The organism is Undibacterium sp. Ji22W (genome assembly GCF_049340305.1).
Taxonomy (GTDB): domain Bacteria; phylum Pseudomonadota; class Gammaproteobacteria; order Burkholderiales; family Burkholderiaceae_D; genus Undibacterium.
In genome coordinates, this window is sequence record NZ_JBMPOU010000002.1 from 596,865 (window position 1) to 613,185 (window position 16,321).

The window sequence follows — 16,321 nt, forward strand, 5'->3', positions numbered from 1 at the left end:
AGCAAACTTTAGCAATTTCAGCGATATCAGAAAAATCCGTATTTAAGGAGCACACATGTCTACCAAACACATAGAAAAAACTCAGCAAAGCATGCGCAAAATGGCATTGCATATTGGCCTGACGCTCACCACCGCACTCTCCATCAACCTGTTCACGACCAGCGCCCACGCGCAAGACATCAAGATCGCCTTAATCGCAGGTAAGACCGGTGCACTCGAGTCTTATGCCAAAGAAACCGAAACCGGTTTTATGATGGGATTGGAATATCTGACGAATGGCAAGATGGAAATCAATGGTAAGAAAATTAAAGTGATCATCAAAGATGATCAAAGCAAACCGGATATGGGGCGCACTTTATTAGCCGAAGCTTACGGCGACGATAAAGTCGATATCGCCGTTGGCACTTCCTCGTCTGGTTCCGCCTTGGCGATGCTACCTGTGGCCGAAGAATACAAAAAAATTCTGATCGTGGAGCCGGCCGTTGCCGATGCCATTACTGGCGAGAAATGGAACCGTTACATCTTCCGCACCAGTCGCAATTCTATGCAAGATGCCTTGGCGGCGGCGAGTACAATTAAAGGCGGCGGCAGCATCGCCTTTTTGGCGCAAGACTATGCGTTTGGCCGCGATGCAGTCAAAGCAGCAAAAGAAGCGCTAACGACCGCAGGCTCGAAAGCGACGGTCGTGCACGAAGAATACGCAGCACAAAACACGACCGACTTCACCGCTGCCGCACAACGTATCTTTGATGCCTTAAAAAACAAGCCAGAACCACGCCTGTTACAAATCGTCTGGGCTGGCCCTAATCCTATGAACAAATTGGCAGATTTAAAACCAGAACGCTTTGGAATCAACCTAGCGCCGGGTGGCAATATTTTGCCGGTTATGAAATTGTGGAAATCCTATGCTGGCACCCAAGGCACGATTTACTACTATTATGATTTCCCAAAAAACAAAATGAATGACTGGCTGGTCGCCGAACACACGAAACGTTTTAAGGCGCCACCCGATTTCTTTACTGCCGGTGGTTTTGCCGCCGCGAGCGCGGTCTATACAGCTTTAAACAAGGCACAATCAAACAACACTGAAAAACTCATCAGCGCGATGGAAGGCATGGAATTCGATACGCCTAAAGGCAAGATGTTGTTCCGCAAAGAAGACCATCAGGCACTGCAATCCATGTATCACTTCAAGATCAAAAAAGATCAAAAGAACGAATGGGACTTACTGGAGCTAGTGCGAGAGATTCCGGCCAGTGATATTCCTGTACCAGTAAAAAATAAGCGATAAGCCATTCAACATTTAGCCGACTCATGCAAACCCATAGTAAGCCTTCTCCCTCTTTAAGTACCGTCGACCTGAGTATACGTTTCGGTGGACATGTCGCGGTCAATCAAGTGACCGCGGATTTCTATCCGAGTAGCCTGACGGTAATCGTTGGCCCGAATGGTGCGGGTAAGACCACGTATTTCAATTTAATTTCTGGCCAACTTGCTGCCAGCTCGGGCAGCGTTCGCTTATTCGGTCAAGATATCACTGCATTGGGCGCGGCCAAACGCACACGTGCAGGCATCGGTCGTGCGTTTCAATTGACGAATTTGTTTCCGCATTTGACGGTCATCGAGAACGTGAGGCTGGCGGTGCAGAGTCGGGCAGGTATGGGTTTGAATATTTTTTCCCGATGGGCAAGCCATACGGAACTGATCCAACGCGCCGAACATTTTTTAGAACGCGTCGCACTCGCTGCGCGTCAACACGATAAAGTCATCACGCTCTCGCATGGTGATAAGCGCAAACTCGAAGTAGCGATTTTGCTCGCGCTCGAACCTGAAGTGATGATGTTTGATGAACCTACTGCCGGCATGAGCGTAGATGAAGTGCCCGTAATTTTGGATTTAATTCAAGAAGTGAAAACAGACAAAAACAAAACGATCTTATTAGTCGAACACAAGATGGATGTGGTGCGCTCCTTAGCTGACCGCATCATCGTCTTGCACAACGGCAGTATGGTCGCGGACGGCGATCCCGTCGAAGTGATGGCGTCGGCAATAGTGCAGGAAGCCTATCTGGGCAAGGGAGTAGAACATGCCTGATCAAGCAAGCTCTGCTTTGCTCGAATTGCAAGGTGTGCATACCCACATTGGCGAATATCATATCTTGCAGGGCGTTGATCTGGTTGTGCCGCGTGCTGGCATGACCGTTTTACTTGGTCGAAATGGTGCAGGCAAAACCACGACTTTGCGCACCATCATGGGATTATGGAAAGCCAGCCAAGGCGGTGTCCTGTTCGAAGGACAAAATATCACCGCTCACGCTACGCCCGATATCGCCCAGGCGGGGATCGCCTATGTGCCTGAAAGTATGGCGATTTTTTCCGATTTAACCGTCAAAGAAAATCTACATCTGGCGGCACGCAATGGCCCCATGGACACAGCTCGACTGGAATGGATATTTAATTTCTTTCCGGCCTTGAAAAAATTCTGGAACTACCCAGCGGGCAACCTCTCAGGCGGACAAAAACAGATGGTCGCGATCGCACGCGCCATCATTGAACCGCGCAAGCTCCTGCTAGTCGACGAACCGACCAAAGGTTTAGCGCCGGCGATTATCGACAACTTAATCGCCGTGTTCAATGAACTGAAGTCGCACGACACAACAATTCTGCTAGTGGAACAGAATTTCAACGTCGTCAAAAATCTCGGCGATACAGTTGCGGTGATGGATGATGGACGCATCGTGCACGCTGGCAGCATGCGTAGCCTGGCTGAAAATCAAGAATTGCAGCAACGCTTATTGGGATTGTCTCTCGCCAGTCATCAATAAGACGAAGTTCAAACAAGGTTCAAACAAGGATGAAGGATGAGCGTAAATAATACAGAACTCCCGAGCACGCCGCGCGATCTCGCACCACTGTTACTGGTACCAGGATTGGCCTTGGTAATGCTGCCCTTAGTTGGCAGTTTTCCAAGCTGGCTAACTCTGACTGTTGCGGGTCTGGCGATGGGCATGATGATCTTTATCATGGCTAGCGGTTTGACCCTGATTTTCGGCTTGATGGATGTGCTCAATTTTGGTCATGGCGCCTTTGTTGCGGTTGGCGCGTACGCCGCGACCATGGTCTTAATCCCACTCAAGGGCTGGTTAGAAATCGATTCTCTGCTACTCAATCTCGGCGTACTGGGACTGGCAATGCTGGTCGCAATGCTGGTCACAGCGATTATCGGTTGGGCATTCGAGAGAGTGATCATCATGCCGGTGTATGGTCAACATTTAAAACAGATCTTGATCACCATGGGTGGCATGATCGTGGCGGAACAAATCATCGGCGTGATTTGGGGTGCGGAACAAATCCCCCTACCCTTGCCTGCCAGTTTACGAGGAGCGATTTTCATTGGCGATGCAGCGATTGAAAAGTATCGCTTAATTGCCGTCGCGATTGGTTTGTTCGTGTTTGTGGCGATGTATCTGATCTTAAATCGTAGCAAATTAGGTTTGCTAATCCGTGCCGGCGTAGAGAATGGCGAAATGGTGGAAGCCCTAGGCTACCGTATTCGCCGACTGTTCATCGCCGTGTTTGCGGCCGGTTCCGCACTCGCCGGATTAGGTGGCGTGATGTGGGGCTTGTACAAAGAGACGCTGACCAGTGCCATGGGTAGCGAAATCATGGTGATGGTTTTTATTGTCGTCATCATCGGTGGCTTGGGTTCGGTCGGGGGCTGTTTTATCGGTGCATTGTTGATGGCCCTGGTCAGCAATTATGCCGGCTTCTTGGCACCCAAAATCGCGTTGGTGTCGAATATTGGACTGATGATGGCCATCTTATTATGGCGTCCTGCAGGGCTGTATTCTGTTGGCAGACGTGGCGCATAAGTTGCAAATGCTCAGCAAAATATAACCAGATCAGCCCTTATCGTTACTACCTATTTGACTGCAAAATATCCTATGAACCTGCTCAGACGTTTATTCTCCGATGATTTACCGCGTAGCCGCTTACTGTCTGTTCTCTTGCTCATCATCTTGCTGGCATTGGCAAGCGCGCCCTTCATCACCAGCGGTGCACGGCCACTGAATACGGCAGCAACAATTTGTATCTATATCATTCTAGTCGCGTCCTATGATCTATTACTTGGTTACACCGGAGTCGTGTCTTTCGCGCACACCATGTTTTTTGGCATTGGTGCCTACGGTGTTGGTTTAGCTTTATCTGGGGACTCCGTCAGCTGGGGAAGCATGTTCACCGGCATCTTGATCGCGCTAATGTTAACCGTGCTGTTGGCATTGGTGATAGGGTTATTCGCCCTACGTGTACGCGCGATTTTTTATTCTATGATCACCCTTGCCGTTGCGTCTTCCTTTGCGGTGCTAGCCTCACAATTATCCGACTTCACTGGTGGTGAAGATGGGAAGACATTTCGCGTACCCGAAATGTTGACGCCCGGCTTTCAACTATTTGACAGCGAAATATTTGGCCGCATCGTCGACGGCAAGGTAATCACCTACTACATCGTGTTCTTGTCTTGCGTAGCAATTTTTCTATTTTTGCTACGCGTCGTCAACTCGCCATTTGGTCGGGTTTTGCAGGCGATACGCGAAAATGAATTCCGCGCCGAAGCACTTGGTTATCGCACGGTGATTTACCGCGTTCTGGCGAACTGTCTGGCGGCACTGGTGGCAGCTTTAGCAGGCGCATTAATGGCGTTGTGGCTACGTTATGTCGGTCCTAAAACCATGCTCAGTTTTGAAGTTATGACGGATATTTTACTCATCGTCGTGATCGGCGGCATGGGGACCTTGTACGGCGCAGTGATTGGCGCTGCGCTCTTCATCATCGCACAAAACTACTTAAAGAATGTGATGGCGCAAGGTTCCGAAGCCCTAGTCGATTTTCCAATTCTGGCGCAAATTTTTCATCCTGATCGCTGGATGTTATGGTTGGGAGTTTTGTTTATTTTGTCCGTGTACTTTTTCCCGACTGGGATAGTGGGAAAACTTCGTGGCGGAATGCAGAAAAAACTTTAGCGAAACCACACGTCAGCTGACTACGCGATCACTGAGCAATGACTAAGAACGACTAAGCACCCCGCCTAGTCAAACTATTCGCTGCCTGCTGCAACATCGCCAACACTTCTTCACGTCCGCAAGGCTTATTAAGGCAGGCATCGAAACCTTGCGCTAAATATGTATTGCGGCTAGGTTCATCATCGTTGCCAGAATAGGCGATGATAAAACTGGCATCATGTTGCTGCGCAGTTTGCCATTGACGTATTTGTTGTAAGGCTTCAAGGCCGCCCATGATGGGCATCTCTAAATCCATGACGATAATGTCTGGCCTATGCTGCGTGACTTTGTCATAGGCCATTCTGCCATTGATCGCAGTGTCTAGTTCAAAGCAGCTTTCAGGAATGTAATCACTGATCACCATTTGATTGAAGTCATCGTCATCGACTAACAGAACTCGCAGCCTCGCAGTGCTCTGAGTCAGCAGCGCACCTTCATGCGGTGGGCTTATGGAAGGGTCTAGTCGATGATTCACATTGGCTGGTGCATTCGCTTTTTTCAAGGTTAAACATAAATGCGTACCCGCCTCTTCCGAGGTCTGCATTTCTAATTTGCCACCTTGCACTGTCGCCAACAGATGTGAGGAATAGGTTCCTAAGCCAGTACCGCCAGATTTGCCAGAAGTCGCATATTTGGCAAAAAAATTTTCACGTAATTCGTGTGGAACACAACCTAAATTATGGATGACTAAACGAACCTCATCACCATTGATCAGGCTTAAGTTGACAGTGCTATGCTCTGGCGCCGCTTCGATGGCATTTTTGGTCAAATTGCCGATGATGGAATAGCACAAAGAATCATCCGCTTCAACGTACATCTGCGGCTCGGCACAAATAATTTGCAGGCTGACGAACTTAGACATTGCTTGCGCACTTAAACCAAATGCGATGCTCGCAGCGATAGATTTCAGATCGACAATAGCTGGCCTAAATACATAGCTGCCACTTTCCATCCGGAATAAGTCTAAAGAAAGATTCACCATACTGAGCGCACGATTTGCCGCGCCTTCTATCATTCCAAGTATTTCTTCTTCATGTGCGCTCATGGTTCTACCAGCACGCAATAGGCTGGGGGCAGCGGAGATACTCACCAACGGGGTTTTCAAATCATGGCGCGCGATTCTTTCAACATCTTCGAGGGTGCGCAATGCTTGTTGCAGTGCTTGATTTTTTTCGTCTAACTCCTGTGTGCGTTGCACCACTCGCTCTTCTAGCAAACGTTCTGATTCCTGCACCTTTTTCAACATGACTTCTAATGCGGTGTTCAGGCCACGTAATTGCGTATTTTGCTCAGAGAGAGTCTGCTCATGCTCATAGGCTTGGAACGCCGATTTCACCGTCAGAATGATGTCATCGTGATGAAATGGCTTTTCTAAAAACCGATAGAGATTGGCTTGGTTAATGGCTTTTTTAACGCCTTCAAAATCACTCTGCCCCGTGAGCATAATGGTGATCGTCTTTGGACTGCGTTGATGTAACTCGATTAGCAATTCATCGCCACGCATACCTGGCATGATGAAATCTGAAATGACGACGCTCAAATGCTGTCCTTGCTGATCCAGATCGCCTAAAATTTCTAACGCTTCTGCGCCGCTCTCGGCGATTTCTACCAGATGGCTGCTACCAAATACATGCGTCAGCAAGGTACGTAATGCCACCAACACTGTGGTGTCATCATCTACACACAAAATAATTCCACTGTCCTGCATAGTTCAGATCCGTGCTTAAAAGACTATCAAAATGCTGTCGGTAAGGGGGAACTACGAAGTGCGCTTGAGGAAGTTTGAAAAAACTTAGTTAAAAGTATTCCCTAATTTGCAGAGCACCGCAAGAAAGATTTATAGGATCTTGTCCTATCAAAAAAGCATTTGGCATTGTATGCGGCGTATTAGTTAACATCTTGGCTAGCATCATAGTTGTCTGCTCATCGACAAAAACGGAAAAAGCATCACCATTGCAAAATGTCCACACTCAAGCCTTAAGCAGCACGCAGAATGCTACACTGCGGCTAAGCGCAACCGGATCGTTGTATGTAAGACTAGCGATATGCTGTCTGCATCGTTAAACATAAGCATTTCTCATAATTTTAAGATACTTAAGCGAATCAGCTTCACTGACCTGCGAATTCACCTACGATGAGATTGTTGTTTTCCCTATTGTTTCATCTTTTGCCACGCATTCAATCCGGCAAGCGCTGGTATTTACTGATTCTGGCTATGCTGAGCTTGCAACCGTCCGGCGCAGTCTACCCACAAAGCGTACCAAACAACACTTCGCCGAGCGCTTTTCATTTCCCTTACGCGCATCGTTATTTTGAGCGGGTCGGCAATGAAGATTCCTTACCAATCAATGTCGTCACTGCCATCGCTCAAGATCAACGCGGTTTAATGTGGATAGGGACGCAAGCGGGCCTGGTGAGTTACGATGGCTATCGCTTCGAAAAATTCACGCATTTTAATCGCGACAAATCCTCTTTGTCGGGCGACTATATCAAGTGCTTGTGGGCTGCTCCCAATGGTGAATTGTGGGTTGGTACCTTAAGCGGTGGTATTTCAATTTTTAATCCACATACCGGAAAATTCAGCCCGCTCTTGCATGGCGCGGGTTTGAACACGCCGCTCGACATTGGGGCAATACAAATCATCAAAGGTGATCCACAAGGTGGCGTTTGGATAGTCGGAAGTGAATCCGGCTTGCATCACTTAAGTGCAGACTTCAAAACTCTCACACAATATCGACACCAAGCCGCTGACCCTAACAGCTTGTTGGATGACAAAGTACGCAGCCTGATGCTAGATCGTCAGGGTAATCTGTGGATAGGGATGGTGAACGGCTTACAAAAACTTGCCGAAGGTAGCCGAAAATTTGAATCAATCACCACTCATGCACTAGGTCAGGCACAGAGCAAAGAGCCCTTTGCGGGGCAAGAAGTTCGCAGTCTGTACGAAGCGGAAGATGGCAAAATTTGGTTAGGCTTTGCTAAGAATGGCGCGGCGTGGATCGACCCATCCACACAAACCATTCAATTAATCAAATTAGAAACGCCCGGTTTAAATAAGTTGGGCGATAACGTGGTGGACATCATCACCCAAGTAAGGCCAGATGAAATTTGGCTATCTCGTTACGGCTACGGCATCTACGTGTTGGATGCAAAAACCGGCAATATCCTACAAAGAATTCAGAACGACCCGGCCTTGCCCGGCAGTCTGGCGTTTGATCAGATCGGTGCTATTTTCAAAGACCGCTCTGGCATTCTGTGGATAGGCTCCTGGGGCGGTGGTTTACAACGCTATAGCAGCAAGCAAGAGGCGATACAGATGATACGGCACAGTAGCAATCAGGCGAATGGTTTATCGCGGGCGAATGTACGCAGTATGTTGGAAGCTCATGATGGCCGCATCCTATTTGGCACAGATGGCAATGGTATCGACATCTTCGATCGCCAAGCGGGCTTAATCGGTGGCTATCGCAATCATCCACAACAACCAGAAAACAGTATTGCACTTGCGGTGCTGGCGCTGGCGCAAACCGCAGATCACACGCTCTGGGCAGGTACTCGTCAATCAGGTTTACAAAGCTTGCCGGGCAATAGCCAAAATAATCCGAATAATCTGCAGTGGAAAACCTATACCGTCAAAGACGGCTTGCCGAGCAACCAGATTCGCAGTCTGTTTGTGAGCCGAAAAAATGAATTATGGATAGGAACGACTTTAGGGCTTGCGCTATGGAACAACACCCAAAAACGTTTCGTCGGATTTCAATCGGATCAAGCGGTACCGATGAATAGCTATGTGACATCGTTCGCGGAAGATGCGCAAGGCAGATTATGGATAGGTAGCGAATCCGGTTTGTGGTTGTATGACGCAGAAAAGAAATCGATGCGACAAATTCAACATACGGCGCACGAGAAAAACAGCCTAAGCTCAAATGAGGTTAACGGTTTACTAATAGATCATCGGGGACAACTCTGGGTCGATACCGCGCAAGGGCTGGATCGTTTATCGAGTTGGAATGACAAGAACGTCGAGTTTGAACATATCAGCGAAAAAGTCGGCCGCCCAGGCCTCTATTTCGGCGCGAACTTATTAGAAGATCAGCGCGGCAGAATCTGGACTCAGTGGTTTGTCTACGATCCCAAACTCAATCAACTCAGTGAACTATCTAAAGTGCACGGGATGGATCTGGGCACAGCATGGGTAGCTTCGTATATGCGCGCCAAAGATGGGCGTTTTTTGTATGGTGGGACTAAGGGCGTTGCGCTAATTCAACCAGAATCTTTTGAGACTTGGAATTATCAACCGCCGGTCATCGCGACCCGTTTGAAAATTGATGGTGTAGAACAAGCTTTGGGAGATACCGTTGAAGGAATCGCTTTACGCCCTGAGCAACGCAATTTTGAAGTTGAATATGCCGTACTCGATTATCTGGCACCAGAAAAAAATCGCTATGCTTATCGCTTGCTCGGCTATCAAAACAATTGGATAGAATCAGATGCCACTCATCGCAATGTCAGCTACGGCAATTTATGGCCGGGCGACTATCAATTGCAACTCAAAGGTAGCAATCCCACTGGCGACTGGGGCCACGATGCACTGAGCATCAACATCCATGTTTTACCAGCGTTCTGGCAAACCAGCTGGTTCATCGCTCTCGTATTGCTATCCATAAGCGGCAGTATTTACAGTTTGTATCGCTGGCGCATGGCAAGAATTAAAGAAGAAAAACGCAGCCTGCAAAAAATGGTGGCCGAACGCACATCCGACATTCTTAATTTGGGCGAAATTGGCCAAAGCCTGACCGCCACATTAGACATTGAACAAGCCTTTGAACGCATCCATCAACAAGTCTTGGCGCGCGTCGATGCGCATGTATTCGGAATAGGATTTTTCGATCAACAATCGCATGTGATCGAAGTCGATTACATGGTCGAAGACGGGGTGCGTCAGGAGCAATTTCACTACACACTCGATGAAACCGACAGGCCAGCCGTCTGGTGCGTCACGCATCAACAAGAACTCATCACCAGCAATATTCAAGAGTTACTCCGTTACGTCAGCACTATCGCGCCGGTACGCTCGGGGCAGCCCACCGAATCTATCGTCTATATTCCACTCTTTGTCGAGAAGCAAGTGGTCGGCTGCATGACTGCGCAGAGCCCAAGAAAAAATGCCTACTCGCCAGACCAATTAGAGTTCTTACGGGCAATCGCGAATTACGTCGCGATTGCGATCGCCAATTCGAATTCACATCGACATCTGTTAGAAGCGCAAAAGCAATTAGCGCAACAAGAAAAAATGGCCTCTTTGGGACAATTAGTGGCGAATGTTGCGCATGAAATTAATACGCCTATCGGAGCAATTAAATCGAGTGGCGACAGCATTTCACAAGCCTTGAATACAGCGATGGGTGACCTGTCCCAATTAATGTATTTACTTGACCAGACTCATCGTGACTTATTTTTAGCGTTGATTAATGAGGTCAAACTCAATATCAGTTTTCTGAATACACGGGAAGAACGCAAGCTCATCAGTGAATGCGGTGCGCAATTGGAGCAATTCGGCATCGCCAATAGCAGACGACATGCAACTGTTTTAGTCCAGCTGCGTGCACACACGCAATTAGAAAAATATCTACCGCTACTACGTCATGCAGAATGTGAACGCATCTTGCACGCTGCCAACGAAATCGCTGCCATCATTAATAGTGCGCAAAATATCCATGTCGCCGTTGACCGCGTTTCAAAAATTGTTTTTGCATTCAAGTCCTTTTCCAGAATCGGCACCAGCAACGAGAAAACGGTGGTGGATTTGCGCGAAGGCATGGAGACAGTGCTGACGCTCTACCAAAGCAAGATCAATAAAGGCAGCGAACTGATCTGCCAATTTGACGATATCCCTGCCATCGCGTGCTGGCCAGATGAGCTCGTCCAAGTCTGGGTCAACCTGATCCACAACGCTTTGCAAGCCATGGACTACAAAGGCAAATTAACGATACGCATACAAAAAATAGATGGTGAGGCGGTTGTCTCCGTCAGTGACACTGGCGCAGGCATCCCCGAAGCAATACACGATAAAATTTTTGACGTATTCTTCACCACCAAAGGTATAGGTGAAGGTAGCGGTTTGGGCTTAGATATCGTCAAAAAAATCGTAGCAAAACATCACGGCCACATCCACTTTGAAACAGAGCAGGGAAAAGGAACGACGTTCTTTGTGCATTTACCCTATGCAACTTGATGTAGACGACGCGAGTTGAATGCGAATGTAATCATTCACAGCGCAAGGGCATTCGCGAATATTCAGCCCGAATCAGGTAAAATCTCTGCTTATTTTGTCACCCTCATCTCCCTCCATGCAACAGTTCGACCATCTGGAAGCGCAGGAATTCCCGTTTCTTTACGCCTTAGCACTGCTCGACGCACCACTAAGTCAAAATGTGATGTTGGAACTCCTATTGCAGCTACGCGTATCGTTCAGCAAAGCGGGCGAAGTTCCGGGTGTGATTGCAGTACGTGACCAGTTGGCGGTACTCAACGAAAAGCAATTAGTTGTTCCTATCAGTGGCAAGGGTTATACGCTGGCTGAGGGTTTACAAATGCCCTTGATACGGCATTTGTTAGAACATGACGATATGCCGCATTGGGTACGCAGCATACGGGTGATACTCAGCAAGCGTGAAGAATACAAGCATTGGAAAGTTCAAAATGCCGCATTTTGCAGACGTGAATTATTTTACTCATGCCTGATTAATGAAATTGAAGGCATAGGTTATTGGCGTCACGAATTTTTTGAAGCACGCACGGGTGACAAAAAAAATCTGGCCGAACTCTTATTTGAAACCAATCACGGTATCCTGATCTTTGAGCATTTTTCGGATGTGGCAAAAGGCGTCTTGCTATCTGATTTATTTTATCAAGCAAATTGGTTGGCGAGTGATAGTCGTAAGGCTTATCACTACGTGCAGACCCATCTAGAGCAACTCGCAGACGGCTTGCCCTACATCCTGGAGCAATTGATCTGGCAAGCTTTGCTACGCGCAGACTTTGATTTCCTGCCGCAACTCGAAACGCACTGTCAGGATGAACATCGCGCGACACTCGATTTTGCGATCGCAATTCGTCATGCAGACTATGCAACGGCTTTAGTGCACATTGAACAGATCGCCAAAGTGCAAAAGAAAAAAACCGGCAAGCGTAAGATCCATTTTGGTGATGTACTGGGCTTGCTTTACACCGTTTCTCTGTTCGCCGTCGATAACCCATTAAATCGCCAAAAACTCAAAGAGCATGTGGATGACAGCATCAAGCAGAACGATGCCTTTTGCTATTACCTGCTGGAATCGCTAGTCAACCATTTGGCAAAAGGCGTACCGCTGACCGCCAAGCGTTATGTCCTGCAGCGCGAACTCAGCGTAGAAACCTTATTTGAAGGCTTAGCCCTATTCTGGGAAAGTGAGCCAGTACGTGACGACGCGCATCAGCGTTTACGTGCCGTATTCAATCAATATCACCAACATGGTTATCTGTGGCTGGCAGCCGAGACTGATGCACTACTCAGTAAGCACTATGCTGATGTCGCACAGATGCCCAATTGGCATGAGCAACATCACCGCACGCCTTTATATCAAGTCGTGCAGCGTGAAGAATCCTGGCAACGTGCCCTCACCGCCCTCAGTCAATTAAATTTAAGTAGTGACAAAGACGCCGCAAAATCCGGCAGCGAACAGCGGCTAGTGTGGTTACTGAACTTACTACGCGATGAAGTGGGACTTGAGCCGCGCGAACAAAAACTCAGCGCCAAAGGCGTGTGGAGCAAAGGGCGTCCGATTGCACTAAAACGTTTAGCACAAGAACAAGACAGCCTGCCGTATCTGAGCGAACAGGATAAACAAATCGCCACATGTTTACGACGCGGCGTCGACACCTATTATGGTAACGCCGAATATCAGTTAGATACAGACAAAGCTTTGCCGCTGTTAATCAATCATCCGCAGGTATATTGGACCGATGCACCAGATGTACGTATCGACATCGTGCAGGGCGAACTGGCATTGTTTTTAAAAGAAGCTAACGCGCATATCAGCCTGCAATTAGAGCCTGCGATCACGGCCCAGCAAGCCTACGTCGTGCGCAAAGAGACGCCAACGCGATTGGCAATTTACAGCTCCAGCCCGGAGATTAAACAAATCGCCGGCATACTCGGTTCTGGCTTGACGGTGCCAAGTGCCGCCAAAGCGCAATTGGTGGATGTGATCGCCGCGATTGCACCGCATCTATCTATTCATTCTGATCTGCCCGAACTGGCGCAACATATTCATACCGTCGCTGCCGACACCACCTTATATGCGCATTTGTTGCCGCTGAAAGAAGGCTTGCGTTTGCAAATTCTCGTGCGCCCGTTGAGTGAAGTACAAGATATGAATAAAGGTAGTACAGGTGGCTGGTTCACCCCCGGCAAAGGCGCGAGCAATGTCTTAGGTGAACATGAAGGAAAAACCGTACAAGCCAGCCGTGATCTAGCTCAGGAAGAACGAGATCTGCAAACGCTCATCAAAAATTGCCCGGCCTTCACTGAAGCAGAAGAAAATAATCATGAATGGCAATGGCAAGATCCGCAGCAATGTCTGGAATTACTCAGCCAACTCAAAGCCATCCCTGAACAAGAATTACAGCTACAACTACAGCTAGTCTGGCCTGAAGGCGAACGCTTCCGCTTAAACGGCCAACGCTCACTCGGCAATCTGCGCCTGAGCATTAAAAAACAAGGCGAATGGTTTATCGCTGGCGGTGAAGTCACACTCGATGATGGTCGCATTTTAGCCTTGCGTGAATTGATGCAAATGGCAGAAACCAGCAAAGGCCGTTTCCTCAAACTCGGTGACAATGATTTTCTGGCGCTGACCGATAGCTTCCGCAAACGCCTCGATGAATTACGCCATTTCGGCGAACTCAGTGGCAAAGACGGCATTCGCATTAATTCCTTAGCCGCGCCCGCATTAGCCGAACTTGCTGATGAAGTCGGTGAATTAAAAACGGATCAAGCCTGGCGCGAACAAGTCGACAAACTCGATGCCTTAGCGAATTTTGTGCCGCAAGTGCCATCGACCTTGCAAGCCCAATTGCGCGACTATCAGTTAGAAGGTTTTCAGTGGTTGGCGAAGTTAGCGCAATGGGGCGTGGGAGCCTGTCTGGCTGATGATATGGGTTTGGGTAAGACCGTGCAAACCCTGGCCCTGCTGGTTGATCGCGCACCACAAGGCCCAGCCTTAGTGATCGCACCCATCTCAGTGGCGATGAACTGGCAAGCAGAGGTCGCACGCTTCGCTCCCACTTTAAAGATCCGCGCCTATCAACAAGAGCGTTCACTGCAAGATCTCGGTGCATTCGATATTGTGATCGCCAGCTACGGCATGTTGCAACAAGACAGCGCCGCGTTCAGTGCACATCACTGGCACAGCGTCGTATTGGATGAAGCGCAGGTAATTAAAAATGCTGCCACCAAACGCAGTCAGGCGGCGATGGCATTAAGTGCAGATTTCAAAATGATCGCCAGTGGTACGCCAGTGGAAAATCATTTAGGAGAATTGTGGAATTTATTCCGCTTCATCAACCCCGGTTTATTAGGATCGAGAGATCACTTCGCGGATAAGTTTGCGCACCCGATAGAACGTGGTGACAAACTCGTACGTGCACACCTGAAAAAGCTGCTGCAACCCTTCATCTTACGGCGCACCAAGGCACAAGTCTTAAGTGAATTACCGCCGCGCACAGAAATCAATTTGCAAGTAGAACTCAGCGATGAAGAGCGTCATCTGTACGAAGCGCTACGTCAAGAAGCCATCGACAAGATCGCGCAGATCGATCCGACCGCAGGCAAATCCATGCAAGTCTTAGCGGAGATCACCAAACTCAGACGCTTTTGCTGCCATCCCAAACTGGTCATGAAAAACGCCAAAATCAGCGGCAGCAAACTCGCGGTTTTGCAGCACACGGTAGAAGAACTGCTAGACAATAAACACAAGGCGCTAGTCTTTAGCCAATTCGTCGATCACTTAGCGATCGTACGCGCATGGCTGGACGAACAAGGTATCGCCTATCAATATTTAGATGGCAGCACACCCGCCATCGAACGCAAAAAACGCGTCGATGCATTTCAAGCAGGCAGCGGCGACATCTTTTTGATCAGCCTCAAAGCCGGTGGCACCGGCCTCAATCTAACCGCCGCAGACTACGTGATTCACCTCGATCCATGGTGGAATCCCGCCGTAGAAGACCAAGCCTCAGACCGCGCCCACCGCATGGGTCAACAACGCCCGGTCACGATTTATCGCTTAGTCACGCAAGACACCATAGAAGAAAAAATCCTCGCTTTGCATGCAGAAAAACGCGAGTTGGCGGATAGTTTATTGGATGGTGGCGAAATGGCCGGACGTCTTGATACTGAGGCTTTGCTGCGGTTGTTGAAGGGTGGGGTTTAGGTTGCTGGAGGTTGGTTTTATTTTCCTGCTAAGCATGCATGTCCTGAACTGAGTGACGACAGATGGTCGCCGACCTTCATGCTGACGGATTTAATTTACTTGGACGCCTGTGATAAATATACACATGTAAGAGGTGCCGTCAGCTGCTCGATTGGGCACCGTATTCTCGAAACTACCCCCACTCGCTTTGTACATTTCCAATTACCCCTCCTTCTAACATAGGTTCTTTGTGTTATACCTTTTTGCGGTAGATAAAACAAAGAAGAGCTATGCTGGGTGCAGCTTTCGAGAGGATTGGAATTTCATTGCCTATTTTTCACTAATGTGTTAACTTTGGTTTTTTCACTTTAAAACAAGTTAAACAATTCATGCTAAAAATAATTTCATCGATGATTTTATGCGTTTGTTGTGCGCTTTCATTTAATGCAGTTGCGAGTGACACTCCAGAAGATCAAGCGCTGGATCTATTGATCGCAAGAATAGAAGGAACGAGTTTTTATAAAACGCGTCAAAAGTTAGAATGCCTTAGATTCACTAAGACACATGAAACGCGAGTGTATTTTGATTTTAAAATTTACGAAAATCATAATGGCAAAAACTGTCCAGGAGATGTGGGCGTCGCGCCAACAGTTGATACATTTCGCGTACTAAAAAAAAGCAAAAAAATTATGCTGTACCAAGTTACCAAAAATAAGTTTGTGCTATTTGACGATGCTATTGCCAAGAAATGATTAACAATCGATTGTTTAACAAGACGGTCGTCGGGGATTCGCCGATGAACATTTCC

The 16,321-nt window shown here is 48.1% G+C and carries 9 protein-coding genes; 8 read left to right on the forward strand and 1 reads right to left on the reverse strand.

Features of this window, described 5'->3' with window-relative positions:
* Nucleotides 1-55: 55 nt before the first annotated feature.
* From ACO0KW_RS09480 to ACO0KW_RS09500, 5 genes are all read left to right on the forward strand, one after another.
* A complete protein-coding gene (locus ACO0KW_RS09480; protein ID WP_423052829.1) occupies nucleotides 56-1,291 on the forward strand; it encodes a substrate-binding domain-containing protein in 1,236 nt (411 codons plus the stop codon).
* Between the two features lie 23 nt (nucleotides 1,292-1,314).
* Nucleotides 1,315-2,094 carry an ABC transporter ATP-binding protein gene (locus ACO0KW_RS09485; RefSeq protein ID WP_423052830.1) on the forward strand — a complete coding sequence of 260 codons (780 nt, stop codon included), beginning with the start codon at nucleotides 1,315-1,317 and terminating at the stop codon, nucleotides 2,092-2,094.
* Nucleotides 2,087-2,824 (forward strand): ABC transporter ATP-binding protein, encoded by a 738-nt coding sequence (locus ACO0KW_RS09490; protein ID WP_423052831.1) that lies wholly within the window; start codon nucleotides 2,087-2,089, stop codon nucleotides 2,822-2,824. Before ACO0KW_RS09485 ends, ACO0KW_RS09490 begins: the two co-directional genes overlap by 8 nt.
* A 36-nt stretch (nucleotides 2,825-2,860) precedes the next feature.
* Nucleotides 2,861-3,871 (forward strand): branched-chain amino acid ABC transporter permease, encoded by a 1,011-nt coding sequence (locus ACO0KW_RS09495; RefSeq protein WP_423052832.1) that lies wholly within the window; start codon nucleotides 2,861-2,863, stop codon nucleotides 3,869-3,871.
* Nucleotides 3,872-3,943: 72 nt separating this feature from the next.
* Entirely contained in the window at nucleotides 3,944-5,020 is a 1,077-nt protein-coding gene (locus ACO0KW_RS09500) for a branched-chain amino acid ABC transporter permease (protein WP_423052833.1), read from the forward strand.
* Nucleotides 5,021-5,072: 52 nt separating this feature from the next.
* Here ACO0KW_RS09500 and ACO0KW_RS09505 read toward each other — a convergent pair whose 3' ends face one another.
* Nucleotides 5,073-6,767, reverse strand: a complete 1,695-nt coding sequence (locus tag ACO0KW_RS09505) for a response regulator (RefSeq protein ID WP_423052834.1) — start codon at nucleotides 6,765-6,767, stop codon at nucleotides 5,073-5,075.
* Between the two features lie 426 nt (nucleotides 6,768-7,193).
* Here ACO0KW_RS09505 and ACO0KW_RS09510 point away from each other — a divergent pair, with 426 nt between their 5' ends.
* The 3 genes from ACO0KW_RS09510 (at nucleotide 7,194) to ACO0KW_RS09520 (ending at nucleotide 16,265) form a co-directional block, all read left to right on the forward strand.
* Nucleotides 7,194-11,294 carry a two-component regulator propeller domain-containing protein gene (locus tag ACO0KW_RS09510; protein WP_423052835.1) on the forward strand — a complete coding sequence of 1,367 codons (4,101 nt, stop codon included), beginning with the start codon at nucleotides 7,194-7,196 and terminating at the stop codon, nucleotides 11,292-11,294.
* Between the two features lie 115 nt (nucleotides 11,295-11,409).
* Nucleotides 11,410-15,534 carry a DEAD/DEAH box helicase gene (locus ACO0KW_RS09515; RefSeq protein ID WP_423052836.1) on the forward strand — a complete coding sequence of 1,375 codons (4,125 nt, stop codon included), beginning with the start codon at nucleotides 11,410-11,412 and terminating at the stop codon, nucleotides 15,532-15,534.
* Nucleotides 15,535-15,902: 368 nt separating this feature from the next.
* Entirely contained in the window at nucleotides 15,903-16,265 is a 363-nt protein-coding gene (locus tag ACO0KW_RS09520) for a hypothetical protein (RefSeq protein ID WP_423052837.1), read from the forward strand.
* Nucleotides 16,266-16,321 lie beyond the last annotated feature (56 nt).

Bases quoted from the DNA above. Each gene is read 5' to 3' on its own strand.
- ACO0KW_RS09515 (WP_423052836.1), top strand. From the start codon at position 11,410: ATGCAACAGTTCGACCATCTGGAAGCGCAGGAATTCCCGTTTCTTTAC.
- ACO0KW_RS09510 (WP_423052835.1), top strand. From the start codon at position 7,194: ATGAGATTGTTGTTTTCCCTATTGTTTCATCTTTTGCCACGCATTCAA.
- ACO0KW_RS09485 (WP_423052830.1), top strand. From the start codon at position 1,315: ATGCAAACCCATAGTAAGCCTTCTCCCTCTTTAAGTACCGTCGACCTG.
- ACO0KW_RS09480 (WP_423052829.1), top strand. From the start codon at position 56: ATGTCTACCAAACACATAGAAAAAACTCAGCAAAGCATGCGCAAAATG.
- ACO0KW_RS09495 (WP_423052832.1), top strand. From the start codon at position 2,861: ATGAGCGTAAATAATACAGAACTCCCGAGCACGCCGCGCGATCTCGCA.
- ACO0KW_RS09520 (WP_423052837.1), top strand. From the start codon at position 15,903: ATGCTAAAAATAATTTCATCGATGATTTTATGCGTTTGTTGTGCGCTT.
- ACO0KW_RS09500 (WP_423052833.1), top strand. From the start codon at position 3,944: ATGAACCTGCTCAGACGTTTATTCTCCGATGATTTACCGCGTAGCCGC.
- ACO0KW_RS09505 (WP_423052834.1), bottom strand. From the start codon at position 6,767: ATGCAGGACAGTGGAATTATTTTGTGTGTAGATGATGACACCACAGTG.
- ACO0KW_RS09490 (WP_423052831.1), top strand. From the start codon at position 2,087: ATGCCTGATCAAGCAAGCTCTGCTTTGCTCGAATTGCAAGGTGTGCAT.